Annotated in this window: 19 protein-coding genes; 6 read left to right on the forward strand and 13 right to left on the reverse strand. The window is 47.0% G+C overall.

Annotated features, from left to right (window positions below; genetic code table 11):
* Positions 1 to 190: 190 nt before the first annotated feature.
* The 3 genes from DYD62_RS16160 to yihA all read right to left on the reverse strand — a co-directional run bounded on the left by DYD62_RS16160 (position 191) and on the right by yihA (position 1,921).
* On the reverse strand, positions 191 to 553 hold the full coding sequence (locus tag DYD62_RS16160) for a response regulator (protein WP_099396592.1): 363 nt from the start codon (positions 551 to 553) through the stop codon (positions 191 to 193).
* A gap of 17 nt (positions 554 to 570) precedes the next feature.
* On the reverse strand, positions 571 to 954 hold the full coding sequence (locus DYD62_RS16165) for a response regulator (protein ID WP_099396593.1): 384 nt from the start codon (positions 952 to 954) through the stop codon (positions 571 to 573).
* A gap of 313 nt (positions 955 to 1,267) precedes the next feature.
* On the reverse strand, positions 1,268 to 1,921 hold the full coding sequence (gene yihA, locus DYD62_RS16170) for a ribosome biogenesis GTP-binding protein YihA/YsxC (RefSeq protein WP_115228462.1): 654 nt from the start codon (positions 1,919 to 1,921) through the stop codon (positions 1,268 to 1,270).
* Positions 1,922 to 2,158: 237 nt separating this feature from the next.
* On the opposite strand from yihA, the gene DYD62_RS16175 reads away from it, so the two are divergent.
* The 4 genes from DYD62_RS16175 (at position 2,159) to DYD62_RS16190 (ending at position 6,764) form a co-directional block, all read left to right on the forward strand.
* Positions 2,159 to 2,782: a c-type cytochrome gene (locus tag DYD62_RS16175; protein ID WP_308418353.1), complete on the forward strand. Its 624-nt coding sequence runs from the start codon at positions 2,159 to 2,161 to the stop codon at positions 2,780 to 2,782.
* 207 nt (positions 2,783 to 2,989) lie between these two features.
* The gene (locus DYD62_RS16180) at positions 2,990 to 4,951 is read left to right on the forward strand and encodes a cytochrome c biogenesis protein ResB (RefSeq protein ID WP_233702960.1); all 1,962 of its coding nucleotides are present in this window, start codon (positions 2,990 to 2,992) and stop codon (positions 4,949 to 4,951) included.
* Positions 4,948 to 6,078 carry a c-type cytochrome biogenesis protein CcsB gene (ccsB, locus tag DYD62_RS16185; RefSeq protein ID WP_115228465.1) on the forward strand — a complete coding sequence of 377 codons (1,131 nt, stop codon included), beginning with the start codon at positions 4,948 to 4,950 and terminating at the stop codon, positions 6,076 to 6,078. The genes DYD62_RS16180 and ccsB overlap by 4 nt, the downstream gene beginning before the upstream one ends.
* A gap of 212 nt (positions 6,079 to 6,290) precedes the next feature.
* Entirely contained in the window at positions 6,291 to 6,764 is a 474-nt protein-coding gene (locus DYD62_RS16190; protein WP_115228466.1) for a hypothetical protein, read from the forward strand.
* Between the two features lie 43 nt (positions 6,765 to 6,807).
* Here the strand turns inward: DYD62_RS16190 and DYD62_RS16195 are convergent, their stop codons facing one another.
* The 5 genes from DYD62_RS16195 to DYD62_RS16215 form a co-directional block, all read right to left on the reverse strand.
* Positions 6,808 to 7,833, reverse strand: coding sequence for a tetratricopeptide repeat protein (locus DYD62_RS16195; protein WP_115228467.1), 1,026 nt, complete (start codon positions 7,831 to 7,833; stop codon positions 6,808 to 6,810).
* Positions 7,830 to 9,128, reverse strand: coding sequence for a tetratricopeptide repeat-containing diguanylate cyclase (locus DYD62_RS16200; protein ID WP_115228468.1), 1,299 nt, complete (start codon positions 9,126 to 9,128; stop codon positions 7,830 to 7,832). The genes DYD62_RS16195 and DYD62_RS16200 overlap by 4 nt, the downstream gene beginning before the upstream one ends.
* Before the next feature lie 61 nt (positions 9,129 to 9,189).
* On the reverse strand, positions 9,190 to 9,576 hold the full coding sequence (locus tag DYD62_RS16205; RefSeq protein WP_099396601.1) for a diacylglycerol kinase: 387 nt from the start codon (positions 9,574 to 9,576) through the stop codon (positions 9,190 to 9,192).
* Entirely contained in the window at positions 9,566 to 10,315 is a 750-nt protein-coding gene (locus DYD62_RS16210) for a BPSS1780 family membrane protein (protein WP_115228469.1), read from the reverse strand. Before DYD62_RS16210 ends, DYD62_RS16205 begins: the two co-directional genes overlap by 11 nt.
* Before the next feature lie 290 nt (positions 10,316 to 10,605).
* Entirely contained in the window at positions 10,606 to 11,799 is a 1,194-nt protein-coding gene (locus DYD62_RS16215; RefSeq protein WP_115228470.1) for an acetate/propionate family kinase, read from the reverse strand.
* Between the two features lie 336 nt (positions 11,800 to 12,135).
* On the opposite strand from DYD62_RS16215, the gene DYD62_RS16220 reads away from it, so the two are divergent.
* On the forward strand, positions 12,136 to 12,612 hold the full coding sequence (locus tag DYD62_RS16220; protein WP_115228471.1) for a biotin/lipoyl-containing protein: 477 nt from the start codon (positions 12,136 to 12,138) through the stop codon (positions 12,610 to 12,612).
* Between the two features lie 2 nt (positions 12,613 to 12,614).
* On the opposite strand, the gene DYD62_RS16225 is transcribed toward DYD62_RS16220, so the two are convergent.
* From DYD62_RS16225 to DYD62_RS16245, 5 genes are all read right to left on the reverse strand, one after another.
* The gene (locus DYD62_RS16225) at positions 12,615 to 12,896 is read right to left on the reverse strand and encodes a hypothetical protein (protein ID WP_115228472.1); all 282 of its coding nucleotides are present in this window, start codon (positions 12,894 to 12,896) and stop codon (positions 12,615 to 12,617) included.
* Between the two features lie 264 nt (positions 12,897 to 13,160).
* Entirely contained in the window at positions 13,161 to 14,231 is a 1,071-nt protein-coding gene (gene aroG / locus DYD62_RS16230; protein WP_115228473.1) for a 3-deoxy-7-phosphoheptulonate synthase AroG, read from the reverse strand.
* A gap of 64 nt (positions 14,232 to 14,295) precedes the next feature.
* Entirely contained in the window at positions 14,296 to 14,712 is a 417-nt protein-coding gene (locus tag DYD62_RS16235) for a Fur family transcriptional regulator (RefSeq protein WP_099396608.1), read from the reverse strand.
* A gap of 15 nt (positions 14,713 to 14,727) precedes the next feature.
* Complete coding sequence (gene dksA / locus DYD62_RS16240; RefSeq protein WP_099396609.1) at positions 14,728 to 15,144, reverse strand: RNA polymerase-binding protein DksA; 417 nt, start codon at positions 15,142 to 15,144, stop codon at positions 14,728 to 14,730.
* A gap of 185 nt (positions 15,145 to 15,329) precedes the next feature.
* Positions 15,330 to 15,632 (reverse strand): c-type cytochrome, encoded by a 303-nt coding sequence (locus DYD62_RS16245; protein WP_115228474.1) that lies wholly within the window; start codon positions 15,630 to 15,632, stop codon positions 15,330 to 15,332.
* Between the two features lie 111 nt (positions 15,633 to 15,743).
* On the opposite strand from DYD62_RS16245, the gene DYD62_RS16250 reads away from it, so the two are divergent.
* The gene (locus DYD62_RS16250) at positions 15,744 to 16,598 is read left to right on the forward strand and encodes a cell envelope integrity TolA family protein (RefSeq protein WP_165928702.1); all 855 of its coding nucleotides are present in this window, start codon (positions 15,744 to 15,746) and stop codon (positions 16,596 to 16,598) included.
* The last annotated feature ends 7 nt before the right edge of the window (positions 16,599 to 16,605 follow it).

The raw sequence follows: 16,605 nt of genomic DNA on the forward strand, positions 1-16,605 counted from the left end.
TATTTACACACAAAATCGCTGGCGCATCAGGCTAAAACCCAAACTTTATATGACAATGACCTAGCGCCATTGCATATAAAAATATCGGTTTTTACGAGTGAAATTCCATTCGCACCTTACATGCTTTTCGCGGGCATATTGATTTTTTAAAATCAGCCCGCGATCTTAATTTATGCACAACACACTATTTTTACAAAGCCGCAATTTTGGAAAGTAATTCCTGCGGGTCAATAGGCTTTACTACGTATTCCACAGCACCTTGGCGACGTCCCCAAACCATATCTGTTTCTTGGTTCTTAGAAGTGCACATAATAATTGGAATATGCTTAGTCAACTCATCACGGCTAATTGTGCGTGTGGCTTGAAAGCCATTCATGCCGGGCATGACAACATCCATCAAAATCAAATCGGGCATCAATTCTTTCACTTTTGCCACGGCTTCTTCGCCCGATTCAGCAGTCATGACCTGAAAACTATTTTTAGTGAGCAACTCACCCAAAAAATGGCGTTCAGTTGGTGAATCATCGACGATCAATATTTTTTTAATACTCATTGCTATCCTACCCATAGTCAAACGCTGCGAATATGTGCAGCAACAGCCAACAACAGGCTGTCTTTAGTAAAAGGCTTAGTTAAATACTCATCAGACCCTACCATTCGTCCTCTGGCACGATCAAACAAACCATCTTTAGAAGACAACATAATAACGGGGGTTGTTTTATAACGTGGATTCTTTTTAATCAGCGAGCAAGTTTGGTAACCATCCAGCCTTGGCATCATCACATCAACAAAGATCACGTCAGGCAAACGATCACTGATTTTAGCTAAAGCATCAAAACCATCTTCTGCAAGAATGACTTCGCACCCCGCTTGCCCCAAAAAAATCTCCGCACTTCTACGAATGGTATTACTGTCATCAATCACCATAACTTTTACTCCGGCGAGCGTTGACATTACATTTCCCCTTTTCAAAAGCCAGTATGTTTTCAGTATGGTTTTATCAGGAGCTGGCAGAAATCATCATGATATGGCGCAGTATATGCGCTCAATTTTATCTGCAAGCGTTCTTAATCATAAAATAATAAGTTAATACTAAGTCAAGATGCAGAGATACATAAAAAAAGAAACCCCGGTCTGAGCAGGCATCGACCGGGGCCATACAGGCTTTGGCACGTTGCCAAAGCACCCGCTCAGGGAGGAAAAAGCGGGAGGTGCAGGGGCGCACCTAGAATCAAGATAGAACTATGTCATAAAACTGCAAGCCCCTTTACTCCCCGTCTATCGGCTCTGAATGCTCCGAACTGGCCTCTGCCTGCGACGCTTGGTAATTCATGGCATCAAACCAGCCACCAACTACCTTTTCTGCAATATCTGTTCCTAACTTTTTAGAGCTGGAGAACAGCTGAACGGTAATCATCGATTCGTCAGCAAACTCAGCCTCTACCTTACGCAAAATCGCAGTTTGTTCCTGACGATTTAACTTATCGCATTTAGTCAGAATACAATGGATAGGTTTGCCTGTAGGACGGAACCAATCCAGCATCTGACGATCAAGCTCGGTCAGTGGACGACGTGAATCCATAATCAGCACTAAGCCAATCAGATTGCTCCGGCGCACCAAATACTGGCTTAATAATCTTTCCCAGTGTTGCCTAACTGACACAGGTACTTCAGCATAACCGTAACCTGGTAAATCGACTAGTCGGTTATTAGCATTACCAAATTGAAAATAATTGATGTGTTGAGTACGGCCCGGTGTTTTAGAAACAAAGGCAAGCCGCGTATGATTGGCCAGTGTATTAATAGCACTGGACTTGCCGGCATTAGAGCGTCCGGCGAATGCAACTTCCATACCGTCAGCCGGAAGAGCCTTCAGGTCGTTAACGGTTGTCAGGAATTGCAAGCCTTGGAAAAGCGACATTGGGTAACCACTGTGGTTTGTGAACGGGTCTTGTTATAGAATACCAGCAATTGAATAATCTTCGGCCGGTTCAACTTATTGCAAAATTACTGCGATGCTCGCACCAGGCGCTAAAAACAACAAAAATCCTCATTTACTTTAGTAAATTCCAGTTTTTTTGTCCCGCCTGCCAGAGGCCTGCCCCGTTTAATTTTTCAACAAGCTGACATACCCGGCTACTTGCACTTTTGAGGACAAATGCTTATGCGCCGTGCGCCTGTTGCAGCAATCATTGCCACACTATTGATGGTGGCCCCAACCGCGTTTGCCGCTGACGGCACGAAAGCAGATCCGGCAAAAGGTAAACTGTTGGTCGAGCAAGTCTGTGCAGCCTGTCATGGCATTGATGGCAATAGCGCAGCTTCTGCCAATCCCAGCCTTGCAGGCCAACATCCTGAATATATTGTAAAACAATTGAACGAGTTCAAGGCTGCTAAGCGAAAAAATCCCGTGATGATGGGTATGGCAGCGCCTTTATCGCCAGCTGATATGAAAAACGTGGCAGAGTATTTCTCTGCCCAGCAAGCAAAAGATCGCGGCGCTTCTGATAAAGCCCTGATTGAAGCAGGTAAAAAAATCTACCGTGGTGGCATTATGGCTAAGGGCGTACCTGCCTGTATGGCCTGTCATGGCCCGTCTGGCGCAGGGATTCCCGGCCAATACCCACGCATGGGTGGCCAACATTCGGCATACACGCTGGCACAGCTGACTACTTTCCGCAGCGGCGAGCGTAACAACAATACGGTCATGACCGATGTTGCGGCCAGATTGTCAGATGCTGAAATCAAAGCCGTGGCTGAATACATCCAGGCTTTACATTAATCAGACCGTAGAATGCACAGGTTTTTTATCATGAAAAACCTGTGTTTCTATGCCTTATCGGAACTTTATCCGGTATCAGGGCTCTTTAGCTGACTAAACACCAGCTTATTTAGCAGATCCCTAAAACAAGGGGCCTTTAGCCCCTTTTTGAATTCTATGACACCCAAAACTTCATTCCCAAAAGCATTGTACGAATTATTTTCGTCAATGCGTTTTGCCGTAAGCCTGCTGACTATCCTCGCTATCTCTTCGATTATTGGCACGGTTTTAAAACAAAATGAGCCTTACGCCAATTATAAAATTGAGTTTGGTGAGTTCTGGTTTCAAGTATTTCACCCGCTTGGCCTGTTTGATGTCTACCACAGCGCTTGGTTTTTGCTGATACTAAGCTTTCTTGTGCTTTCAACCAGCCTGTGTATTTGGCGGCAAATGCCCGGAATTTGGAAAGATATTCGGGGTTATCGTGAAAACGCCAGCAATAATTCATTGCGTTTGATGTCGCACAATATCGAATTAAACAGTGAATTACCCACCGAAGATGTCATCGACACACTGGCCAACCGGGGCTACCGCAGCCGCATTCGTGAAGAGAATGGCCAAGTCTTGATTGCAGCCAAAAAAGGCAGCTTTCAGCGCTTAGGCTATGTATTTGCCCATTCGGCGATTGTGGTGATCTGTATTGGTGGCTTGCTTGACGGAAATGTGCCGCTCAAATTAACCGAGCTGTTTGGCTTTAAAACACCAGAAACGCGTGATTTGCCGCAGAGCAAAGTCCCCCTGCAAAGTCGCTTGCCCGAAGATAATTTATCTTTCCGCGGTAATGTCACCCTGCCCGAAGGATCCGTTGGCGATGTGATTTTCTTAAATGCAGGCCAAGGCTATTTTGTTCAGGATCTGCCCTTTGCAGTACGCCTGAATAAATTTTATATCGAGCATTATTCAACCGGGCAGCCCAAACTCTTTGCCAGTGATATTGATTTGCTGGACAAAAAAACCGGAACCGTGCTTAAAAGAGCAAAAGTAGAAGTCAATAAACCTCTAATTTACAAAGGGGTAGCCGTTTATCAAGCCAGCTTTGGCGATGGTGGCTCCCTGCTGAAAATGCAGCGCTGGAATTTAAACAATCACAGCGCACAAGCATTTGAAGTTCGCTCACAATCCAGCCAGAGCATGCAAATCAATGGCCAGGCCTTTCAATTAGAAATGGGTGATTTCCGCCCGTTCAATATTGAAAACATGGGTAAAGTAGCCAATAACGCGATGGCAGTCAGTAAATTTGCCCAAGCCATGGCCTCGGCACAAGCAGTGCAAAGCGAGCACAACCTCAAAAATATTGGTCCGTCGATACAATTTAAATTACGCGATAAAAACGGCCAAGCCACTGAATACCTGAATTACTTTGCTCCATTTTTTGAAAAGGGCGCTGGCTATGCCGTTACAGGCATGCGCACCGAAGTAGCAGCGCCATTCCAATTTATTCGTATCCCTCTGGATAAAGACCTAGAACCGAACACCTTTATGCGTTTGCGGGCCAGCCTGCTCGATAAATCGCTTTACCCGGAAATTGCCCGCCGAACTGCAGCAAAAGCCTTCCAAAGCGGCGGAATTACCAAAGAAGGCGAAGCGCAATTTAAAGACGTCACTATCGGGGTACTTACGCGTTTTAGTGAAGGAGGTTTCCCTGCCATCGAAAGTTTCCTCGATCAGAAAGTGCCCAAAGAGCAGCGCCAGACTGTAGCCCAAACCTATATCAAGATCCTGCAAGGTACGGTCATTGATGCAATGGATGTAGCACAAGGAAAAGCGGGCCTGCCTGTACTGCCAATTGATGAAACACAATACCGCTTCCTGATGGATAGCTTGGTTGCAGTCAGCAGCCTGTATGAGTATGGCCCGCCTGTCTGGCTGCAAGCCAGCAGCTTTGATGAAGTCAAAGCCAGTGGATTTCAAATTACCCGTGCACCCGGCCAAAATATTGTGTATTTAGGTTCTTTATTTTTGGTGATCGGTATTTTCTGTATGTTTTATATTCGGGAAAACCGGGTTTGGGTACGTCTTTCCGCTGGCAAAACCCTGATTGCCATGAGTAGTAACCGCAAGAATTCTGATCTGGATCGTGAATTTACCGAGCTCACCACTGATTTGGCTGCAAAAGGAAAAACACCATGAGTATCTCCAAGCGCCGCTTATCACCATTCGACATGGTGTTTACCGGCCTGATTATCGCTGCAGGCCTGTTTGCCTATAAGCGCTATGCATCATTTATGGATTATTACGAAGAAGGCATCTTATTAGCCGCTGTTGCAGCCATTGTGTGGTTTGGCCGCTTCTGGCCCGCCATGCGGGTTTTTCTTCCTGTCAGTGCACTTTTTTCACTTGCAAGCATTGGCTTGTATCAAGGCACGCTTGCTAATGGACAAAACGTCTTTTGGTTAAAGTATATTTTGTCCAGCCAATCGGCCGTCATGTGGATGTGCGTGCTTTATTTGCTGGCAACCTTAATGTACTGGCTGGGAATGTTGCGCCGTTCCAACACCGCACTCGGCATCGCAAGCAGCTTAACCTGGGCCGCTGCATCGGCGGCTCTGATCTCAAAATTAGTGCGTTGGTATGAAAGCTATCTGATTGGTGCCGACGTTGGCCATATTCCTGTTTCAAATTTATACGAAGTTTTTATTCTGTTTTGCCTGATTACGACACTGATGTATCTGTACTACGAGCAAAAATTTAAAGCACAAGGAATGGCCAAAACCATGGGTGCCTTCGTGCTGCCCATTATTCTGGCTGCAGTCGGTTTTATTCTTTGGTACAGCGTTGATCGCCAAGCGCATGAAATTCAACCGCTAATCCCCGCATTGCAATCTTGGTGGATGAAAATACACGTCCCTGCCAACTTTGTAGGCTACGGTGCCTTTGCCCTTTCAGCAGGGCTGGGGGCCGCCCAGCTTTTGGTTTCAAAAGGCATTTTATCCAGCCGCCTGCCAAGCTACGAAACACTTGGCGAGGTCATGTATAAAGCCATTTCGATTGGTTTTCTATTCTTCACAATTGCCACCATTTTAGGCGCAATGTGGGCCGCTGAAGCATGGGGTGGTTACTGGAGCTGGGATCCAAAAGAAACCTGGGCGCTGATTGTATGGCTGAACTATGCCTCATGGCTGCATATGCGCTTAGTAAAAGGCTGGCGTGGCAATGTGCTGGCATGGTGGGCGCTGATTGGCCTGCTGGTCACCAGCTTTGCGTTTATTGGCGTAAATATGTTTTTATCCGGCTTGCATTCCTATGGCGGCCTTTAAGCAGCATTTTATTCCTAGTTATATCGTATAAAAAATCGCCCCTCATTCAGGGGCGATTTTTTTATGTATTTTTCTAATAGGTCTAAGCATGTAGTTTTATAAGATTTAAACAAATATAAACATATCCATCATTAATTTTTTATATTATTCATGTTGGCTTATAGGTCAGAGTACGTTAACCTATTTACACACAATCCTCTCTGGTCATAAAAATGGATCAGCCGCGTTTCACTAAGACCGCAAAAGGTAGTAAAGAAATTGAAGAACGCAGCGGCTTGCTTTCTTCCGTTGCCCGTCGCATTTTAATTATGGTCGACGGAAAAAGAACCCGCAGCGATCTGTTACAGGCATTTAGCTTAGCCGAATTAGAAGAAGGTCTATCAAGGCTTGAGCTGCTTAAAATGATAGAAGAAAGCCACGGCCCGGCAAATAGCCACGAAGGGGTGAGTATCAATCAAAGGGCGCTCGCTCAAATCCGCCAGATGATGTATATGAGCAATCAGCAATATCTGGCTGGCCAGTTAGATCGCTTTTTAGATAAAGACTTTGCACTTATTCACGACCGGGCTGGTTTAGAGCCGGTATTAGAACACTGGCATCGCCTGTTATGCGATGCAGGCCATGAAGTCACCGCTTATGCCTATCTCCGGCAAATTAAAACCACGCTGGGGTGGAGCAAAAAATAAGCAGCAGCTTAGACATTTTATTAATAATATTCAACAACTTACACTACAAATGGCGCATACGGCTTTGCGTTTCTAATTGCAAAATATGCTGCTTGTGCTTTGCGCTGATTTTAAATTTTTCTGTATCTTCATTTTGAATCAGCGCATTAAAAGCAGGCAAAGCCAATTCATAATTTTGCCGTGACAAATGCCATTGAATTAAAGCCGTATTACAACGATTTTGTAGTGTTTTTATACCGCCTGATTTTGCCAGACTTAAGGCCTGCAGCAATATTGTACCGGCATTATTTTCACCCAATGCCAGCAATACTTCTGCCAGTGCCGTTAAAGCATGGGCTTTACCCCATAAATTATCATTTTGATCACTCAGAGTAAAAGCAGTTTCAAGCTCTATTTTAGCCTGAGCCCATTGTTTTTGTTCCGCATGTACAACACCCAGATAATAAATTATTTCAGCCGACCAAATAGGGTTCACAACCGATTGCTGTAATAGTTTTTCTGCTTCAGCCAGACATTGCAAAGCATATGAAAAACGTTTTAAGCGGCAAGTATCGCTGGCCACATTCAGCAATACCTCACACTTTAAATGATCACTGCCTAATTTACGCGCCAGCTCCAGTGCCAGTTCATTAAATCCCAATGCAGCCTGATCGTCACCAAAGCCAATATAAACCTGGCTAATGCCCATATAGATACGGGCACATAGTTTTCTATTTTTTAATTTACGCGCAATGATGAGCGCATCAGACCAATAATCAAGCGCAATCAGCGGTTCATTGCTTAATAAATGCGAAAACCCCAGCAGGATCAGGGTTTCAGTTTGCTCCTTCAGACACCCCGCTGCTTTAAAACTAAGCATGCCCGCTGAAAATGCCTGCTGCGCCTTAAGATGCTCACTTAAATGCTGCCACGAGTGCCCCAAAATCACCTGAGCCATCGCCAGAAGCCGGGGCTCATCAAAAGTATTCTGCAGTAGCTGCCCGGCCTCTGCCGGCGAAGGAGGCGAGCCACAATATGATTCCCTGGCCAGGATTTCCAATTGGGTGGCAAACTGTAGTTTTGCGCTCATCGGGTTTCTTCATCCCAAAACAATTGCCCCAGCCCCTGTCGCTGCCCCAGAAAAAAAGCCAGATCAGCCCGAAGTTGTAAAATTTCGGCGGTATCCCCTACCTGAAAAAATGCCCCGCCCATGCTGATACTCAGGGACTCAGGCAAATGGGCATATTCCAATAAAGCAATATCCTGCTGCACTCGTGCAGAAAATTGCTCAATCTCTGCCTTTTCTAAAGCCAAAAATACCAATGCAAACGTGCCTGATCCACTGCAGACCAAAACAGCCTTAGCGGGTAAATGGCGCTGTAAAATGCGTGCCAGTTGATGATAAGCAATGCTGGCCAGCTCACTGCCAAACACCTCACGGATACTGGCAAACTGATCAATCCCAATGCTAAGCATACAAAGCGCCACATCTTCACGAGCCTGATCCAGCAAGCCCGGCCAGCATATTTCCAGATAGCGAGCATTATGCAGGCCGGTCAGCTCATCACGGAAAGTGACGTTTTCCAGCTCCTGTACCTGCTGATGCTGTGCCACGTTTTTCTCACGCAATAATTCAATTTCAATTTCACTGGTCATGTGCCGCAGCTTGTATTCCACCGCAGCCAAACGCCTGGGGCGTGTTTTTTTTTGTACCTTGGAAGCAATCTGCAAGGCTTGCATAAAATGAGCCGCTGATTCAGAGAACTGCCCCAGCTCCTGATAGGCACGAGCCAGCTCTGCGTATATTTCACGCTGGGCATTAGGAAGTAAGTGCATGTATTTTTGAACAATACTCACGCCATCGTGATACTCAGAGCGCACCTTCGCCCGGCCTTGCAACTTAAGCAGTGACAAACCACAGCTGGCCATCGCCACCGGGTCATCCTGATACAGTACGAGCGCCTTTTCAATCAGGCTGAGCGCTGGCAGCCATTGCTCCTGCACGATGCAGAGCTGGCTTAAGCGCTCCAACAAATAAGGGCATTGGTATAGCTGAGGGTTGGCCACAACCTGCTGCATCATGGCGCGGGCCATCTCTTGCTGATTTAATTCCCACAGATCGGCAGCCAAACCCAGCCTTGCCGCACAAATCAAGTAGACATCATCCCCTGCCAGTTGCAAGCCATATTGGTTGAGCGCTAACGCCCGCTCCGCCTGGCCCGTTTCACGGAATAAATGCGCCAACTCGATCCAATAAATGCTTTCATTTCCGCTGGTCTCAAGCGATTCCTCTATACCCTCCAAAAAGCTGGAGACTGCCAGAGCATGCTCACCCTGCCGGTAGAAGCTGCGCCCTTTAAGCAGGCGCTCTTGCTGGTGACTCATAGTAATCTTCACATCCGGGCAGGCAGTACAAAGGAGCTGTACGTCATAAAAAACAGAGCAATCAGCCCAGCACAACCAAACACCACATCAAGGCTAAATTCAGCAGGCAGACCAATTGCGCCGCACTACCTAAATCTTTGGCACGCTTAGCCAGCTCATGACGCTCTAGGGAGGTGTGATCTACCGCGGCCTCAATGGCCGAATTAAGCAGCTCAACAATCATACTGGCCAGATGACTGCCTATCAGTAATGCCCTGCCCCAATGAGGCAGCCCTGGAATTAAAAACGCACAGGGAATACCAAGCAGCGCCAGCAAAGTAACCTGACGAAATGCGGCTTCATTCAGCCAGCCTGCTTTTAGACCATCGATGGAATAACCCAGAGCATTAAAAATGCGGGCGACTCCTGTTTTACCTTTAAATGGGCTTTCCAACACATTAAACTCCATCAGCGCCTGCAGGCACTGCAGCAAAAATTTCTCGGTATGCAATATATTGCATCAGCATCATTACCGGTAAGACTACTAAAAACCCCAGTAATAATGTAAATACGGATAGAAAACACAAGGCAATCGTAAGCAACCCGCTCACTAAAAACGCCTGCCAGTTGCGGGCAATGCCTGCAAATGAAAGCTTCATCGCCTCGATGGCAGAATAACCATCAAATAGTATTAAAGCGGGAGCAAACCATACTGCACACATCACCGGCGTCATTAAAATAAGGCTCAGCGAGGCATGTAAATACAGCGATTTCATTTGCTCTGGCGTAGGTAAGCTTCCGGCTGGAATATCAACAAGACTGGCCTGGCTGCCAAATAAGCCAAGCACAACCGTGACCAGCATCGCAGCAAGCACATTAATAAAACCCACCCAAAGCAGGGGTTTTATTTCACCGTGAAACGCAGCAAATAAATCCAGAGGACCGACTCTGTTACCTGCATAGCACCGCTTAGCTGCCAGATATATTCCGCCAGACAATACCGGGGATACCAGGGTATAGGCCAAAGCGCCTACTACAGGTAGCACGTTCGCCAGCAAAGCTAAAACAAAAAATTGCAGGGAAATGACAATCCATATTCCCGGCTGACGGCGAAACAACTTAAATCCGTCTACATACCAATGCCAGCCACGATTCGCAACAAGGCGACGCGGCTCGGGCAAGAGATCAATTACGCTATCGTTTTCCATGATTTTCCCACTGCTGCTCCGGCAAGGCTTGAAGGATACGTGAACCCTTAACTTACTCAAAGGTAAACATATCAGCCGGTTGAACCTGAGGCTTCCTTACTAAATAAAACCATACCCGCATGATGAAATGATTTACTTTCTTAGTCATGATTCAGCCAGCTGACTATTGTGCGGGTTTTGAATAAAAATATAATTTCAGTGAAATAACGCTGCGGAATAGTGTTGCGATTTATCACAGACAAAAAAAAGCCACATGATCTGCACCATGTGGCTTTGATTAAAACTAAAAATTACGCAGCAACGCACTTCAAAGCGTGGCGGGCAATCATCAGCTCTTCATTCGTTGGAATGATATAAACCGGAACACGGCTGCTTGGCAATGAAATACAACGCGCTTCACCTGAGCGTTTTGCATTTGCAACTTCATCAATTTCCACGCCTAACCAGCGCAATTCATTACATACAGTGGCGCGGGCAATATCGTCGTTTTCACCAATACCTGCAGTAAACACGAGCGCATCAAAACCTTGCATCGCAGCCGCTAAAGAAGCCGCTTCGCGCACAACACGGTGAGCAAAGTAATCAACAGCAAACTTAGCATGCGGATCTTTACTTGCATGCAGATCACGCATATCGCTGGAAATACCCGACATACCCAACAGACCAGATTGCTTGTAGATCAGCTCTTCAATTTGTGAGGCATCCATTTTCAGATGGCTCATAAAGTGCAGAATTAACGCAGGATCGATCGTCCCGCAACGGGTACCCATAGGCAGGCCTTCTAAAGCGGTAAAGCCCATGGTTGTTGCCTGGCAGTGGCCATTGATCAATCCGGCCATCGAGGAGCCATTACCCAGATGGGCCACAACTGTGCGGCCTGCCGCAGCTTTCGCATCAATACCTGGCAATACGCTGGCAATATACTCATAAGAAAGGCCATGGAAGCCGTAACGGCGGATACCATGTTTTTCGCTGAACTCGTATGGCAAAGCATATTGCTGCTCGATTTCTGGCTGAGTGCGGTGGAAAGCGGTATCAAAACAAGCTACTTGCGGCACTGTTGGCAAAAGCTGAGCCAGCACGCGCATTGGCATAATATTGTGCGGAGCATGCAATGGAGCCAGAGCAATGGTTTCGTCCAGGCCCTTTAATACTTCTTCAGTAATGCGCACGGGCTGGCAAAAGCTCAGGCCACCATGCACAACACGATGGCCCACTGCGGCAATCGTACGGCCTTCAATACGGCTATTAAGCCAAGCCAGCATATGACGCAATGCAGAGTCATGGTTCTTAGGCATATCTGCCGGCATAGATTCAGAGACCAGCTTATTGTCATCCGCGTCTTTTGCTACAAACTTCGGATCAACATAAATACCGTCTGCCAGACCTTTAAAGAGCAGAACAGGATCAGCCGCGCCGGTTTCAAACAGGGAAAACTTGATGCTGGACGATCCGGCATTAATAACTAAAACCAACTCACTCATAAACTGCTCCTTAATATTACGCTGGCGGTGATAAGACTCATCTCATCACATACAGGTTGATTGTTCTGATTGCACTTTAAAATCATCATGAGCAGACGCAAATCGCATAGGCCAGACTTAAACGGCCAGGATACGGACTTTGCTTACACACAACGACTGATGGCTGCGTTAATATCCATAAACTTGGGACTTTCCCTGCTGAATCGGGCCCAATGTTAGGAACTGCGATGCTGCACTGCAATGGAATAATTACTGCTGCATATTCTAAGCAGTAGTAAAAACAGCAGTATTGGCCAAAATCAAGCAAAATCATTGAAAAATAGGTGCATATTCACCATGAGTACATTCACTACGCACCTGATCTGTGTTCCCGAGCTGGATGAAACAGCCAGCGTCAGCGCCGTACATATCTTACCAGGCCATCATGTACACAGTAATACACCACTTCTGACCCTCATTTGTGGTGATAGTGAGATTGAGATCTGCGCTCCGGAAGCCGGTTTGGTTTCGCATATCATGGTAGAAATTAAAGAATCCGTGCAATGCGGTGATCTTTTATTACAAATGGAGATTGAAGAAGAGCCTGTGCAGTTATTTGGAGCAGAGGCCACTTTTGCCAGCGCCTGTCAGCTGGACTGGCCTGCAGCACAAACAGCTACGCTCAATGTCAGCCTTAGCGCTGCTCGCCTTGCGGCTAAGCTGGGCGTAGACCTAAGCACGATTACAGCCCAAGGCGAATGTATTGAAGAAGCGGATATAGAAGCTCATGTCCGCGCCGTTATGCTGCAATGGCAACAAAGCCGCCCGTACTAAAGTTATTTCTTTTGTAATTGATCCATGATCGCTGCTGGGTCTTGGCTCAGGGCCAAAACAGCACGTACTTTATTAAAAGCGGCGGTCGCCTCTGTGGGATGCTTGCCATAAGACACCACACTGGCGTGTTTCCAGCCCGCAGACAACAAAGCATTACGCTTAAAAGTTGTACCTTCAACGCCCCCTCCGCCTAATTGCATCAAAGCCTGCTCAATGAGCACGTGCGGCAAGGGGGTGCGGGAGATGATATTAAAATGATCTGGAATAACTTCATCAAATTGCATAGCCTGACTCCGGTATCAATAAATGATGCATCTTCAGTAAACGACCTGTATCTTCCGCGCCCAGCCAAAAAGAAACTGCTGAAGTGAAACTGCATCAGATAAATGATCCGGTGCATCAGGGTATTTTCAATACTAGTAAAGAGCAGAGCCAAATCCAGTAATTCCTTACCGCAGGTAAGTTAGAACGGCAATAAAGGCTGTTTCAGATTCAGAAAAAACAAACGCCCCGATAAACGGGGCGTTGAATATTGATAAGCTAGAAACTTAAATATGAACCTTGGCAATCGCGCGGCGATCCAGCACGGCCCTGGACAAATCTGCCAGCATCGTTTCTGTCTGATCCCAGCTGATACAACCATCCGTAATTGACTGGCCATAAGTCAGAGGCTTGCCTTCAACATGATCCTGACGGCCACCAATAATATGACTTTCAACCATCACACCGAAAATGCCGTTATTGCCACGGGCAAGCTGAGCACAGACATCGGCAGATACATCGACTTGGCGGCGATAGTCTTTACTGCTATTGGCATGGCTAAAATCAACCATAACTTTTTTAGGCAACCCGGCAGCAGCCAGATCAGCCAGTGCAGCACGCACATGATTGGTGTCGTAATTGGGCTCTTTACCGCCACGCAAAATAATATGGCAATCAGGATTGCCGCCAGTCGCCACAATCGCAGAATGGCCCATTTTAGTTACAGACAAAAAGTGGTGTGACTGGCTGGATGCACGAATCGCATCCAGTGCAATTTTTAAATTACCATCTGTGCCGTTTTTAAAGCCTACCGGGCAAGATAATCCGGAAGCCAGCTCACGGTGTACCTGCGATTCAGTCGTACGCGCACCAATCGCGCCCCAGCTCATTAAATCAGCCATATATTGCGGCGTGATCATATCGAGGAATTCGCCGGCAGTTGGCATACCGTCGTTGTTTAAATCAACCAATAGTTTGCGTGCAATACGCAGGCCATCGTTGATATTAAAACTGCCGTTCAGGTAAGGATCATTGATCAGGCCTTTCCAGCCTACCGTTGTGCGGGGTTTTTCAAAATAAACCCGCATCACGATTTCTAAATCATTTTTGTGAAGCTCGCGCAGCACTTTAAGCTTAGCGCCGTATTCGTGGGCAGCCTCGGTATCATGAATCGAGCACGGGCCAATCACCACCAGCAGGCGATCATCGCTGCCTTGCAAAATGCGCTGAATGGCTTGCCGGGTTTCAAAAACAGTAACGGAGGCAACTTCACTGACAGGGAATTTCTCCATCACCGCAACAGGGGGGAGTAGCTCTTTAATTTCTCGGATACGGACATCATCTGTTTGATATTGCATATTCTTCCCTAGAGCGGCTGCCTAGCACGGCGACAAGCACATCATAAAAGAAAGAGATTATCGTCTAACGACAGTCGGCGCAAATACCTTTAACCGTGATTTCAACCATGCGGGCCACGAACTGTGCAGGCAAGCTTACAGGCAGATCACTGCTTACGTTTTCTAAACAAAAAAAACGGCCGCAATTTTCACACTGAAAATGCGCATGGTGGTGTGGGGCAGGTGCAACAGAAAAGCGCCATACCCGATCATCACCGGATAATTTATGCGCCAAATGCTGCTCGGTTAACCAGTCTAAAACCCGGTACACCGTAACGCGGTCGATAGCGGGCTGCAACGCCGCCAACACATCCAGATGTGACAGCGGGCGTTGAGCATCCAAGAGCGCAGCGAGCACCCTAACCCGTGCAGGTGTAGTACGGGCACGGGTTTGGGCGACTAAATCACGTGCTTTCGCAATCGTCTCGGAAGCATTACTCATCAAAACAGCACAACATTAATCTGCGTACTGTTTTTTCATACGTTCACGGCGCTCTTGCGCTTCCAAAGACATAGAAGCCGTCGGACGTGCAACTAAGCGTGGCAGACCAATTGGCTCGCCTGTGTCTTCGCAATAGCCATAATTGCCATCATCAAGCTTACGCAAAGTAGACTCGATTTTAAGCAACAACTTACGCTCACGATCACGCGTGCGTAGCTCTAATGCATACTCTTCTTCCAAAGTAGCACGGTCAGCCGGATCAGGCGTGGCTTCCTGCTCTTGCAAATGCTGGCTGGTTTGATTGGCGTTTGCCAACAGCTCTGCTTTCATTTGCAGAAGCTTAGCCCGGAAAAACTCGAGGTGATCCGGGTTCATGTAATCATCTTCTGAACCGTTCCAGCTAATGATTTCTTGTTCCGTGAGTTTGGCCATGGTCGTTCTCCCTTTCTGCAAATGGGGGCGGGGCAAAATCGCTCTGCAGCTTTATTTCATCTTACTGAAACAAAAACCAGACAGAACATAAACTTACGAGCATACACCCCACCAAATGGGGAGGCAGCATAATCAAGTCCCCGCCGCAATGCAATAACTCGTTTCGCCATACAGACGGTATGGCATTAATGCGACAGTACCCAACGTACAATAATCTTTAAATCTTTCTCTTCAATTTGCTGTGCGGGCATAGGGATTTTTCCCCATTTTCCGCCGGGTAAACCACTGCGTACTTCTTTCATCAGCATAGCTTCTGCATCTTTTTGCCCGCGATATTTTGCTGCAACTTCCTTATATGCGGGCCCAACAATTTTAGTATCAATCGCATGACAGCCCAAGCAGTTGTATTTTGCCGCAACCTTGGCCCCATCTTCAGCAAAAGCCAGTGGAGTACAGATCAAAAACAGCGGTAGTAAATACTTAATCATACTTATTTCCTTACAGATAGTTGAAGCGTACGCGTATTTTAGCAGCAAGCAGACAGCATGCGCCGTGCTACACTCCCGCGATTAAAAATCTTAGGTAATACAGGTTGGCAAATGGATAGAGCGCAACGTTTTATGGCTCTGGGCGTGGCCTTTTCGGTACTCGCACATGCTATTCCTATTTTTGGCATGAAGTTTGTAATGCCCGATCCTAAAACACTGTTTTCGGCACAGCCACTGGAAGTGGTGCTTGTAAACCAGCGCACATTGCAAGATGCGCACAAAGCGGATGCACTGGCTCAGGCCAGCTTAAATGGCGGGGGCAATACGGATGTGCTGAATCAGCACGTCAAATCACCGCTGCCTGCCAGCGATAATCCTCAGTCTAGAGAAGTAGAACGTGCTAAAGCTCAGCAAAAGAAGCTTGAGGCCGATGCAGAGAAACTCATGCTACAGCTCAAGGCGGACACCCGTGTCGCTCAGGACCTAGGTAAAAGCACGCATAGCGAAAATACGGGCCTCGATAATGAGCAATTAAAACAACAGGCCCGTGAAATCGCCGGTTTAGCGGCACAGATCAGCAAGCAGACCAGCGAATACCAAAGCCGCCCGCGCATGACTTTCATCGGTGCCCGTGCTAGAGAGTATCGTTTTGCCCGCTATGTTGAAGACTGGCGGATGAAGATGGAGCGAGTTGGTGCGCTAACTTACCCGCTTGATTCGCATGGTCAGAAACTATATGGCCGCTTATTAGTATCCGTAGAAATCGACGCGAACGGCAATGTACGCAGGGCCGAAATTACCAAATCATCAGGCAATAAAGAGCTTGATGCTGCGGCTTTACGCATTGTCAAAATGGCAGCGCCTTTTGGTAAGTTTCCCGATGATATTCGTAAAGACACCGATGTGATCAGCATTAGCCGAACATGGACATTTGCCAAAGGCGATGCCGTTTTAGGCCGGGATTAATTTTGCC

This window comes from Iodobacter fluviatilis (assembly GCF_900451195.1).
GTDB classification, from domain to species: domain Bacteria; phylum Pseudomonadota; class Gammaproteobacteria; order Burkholderiales; family Chitinibacteraceae; genus Iodobacter; species Iodobacter fluviatilis.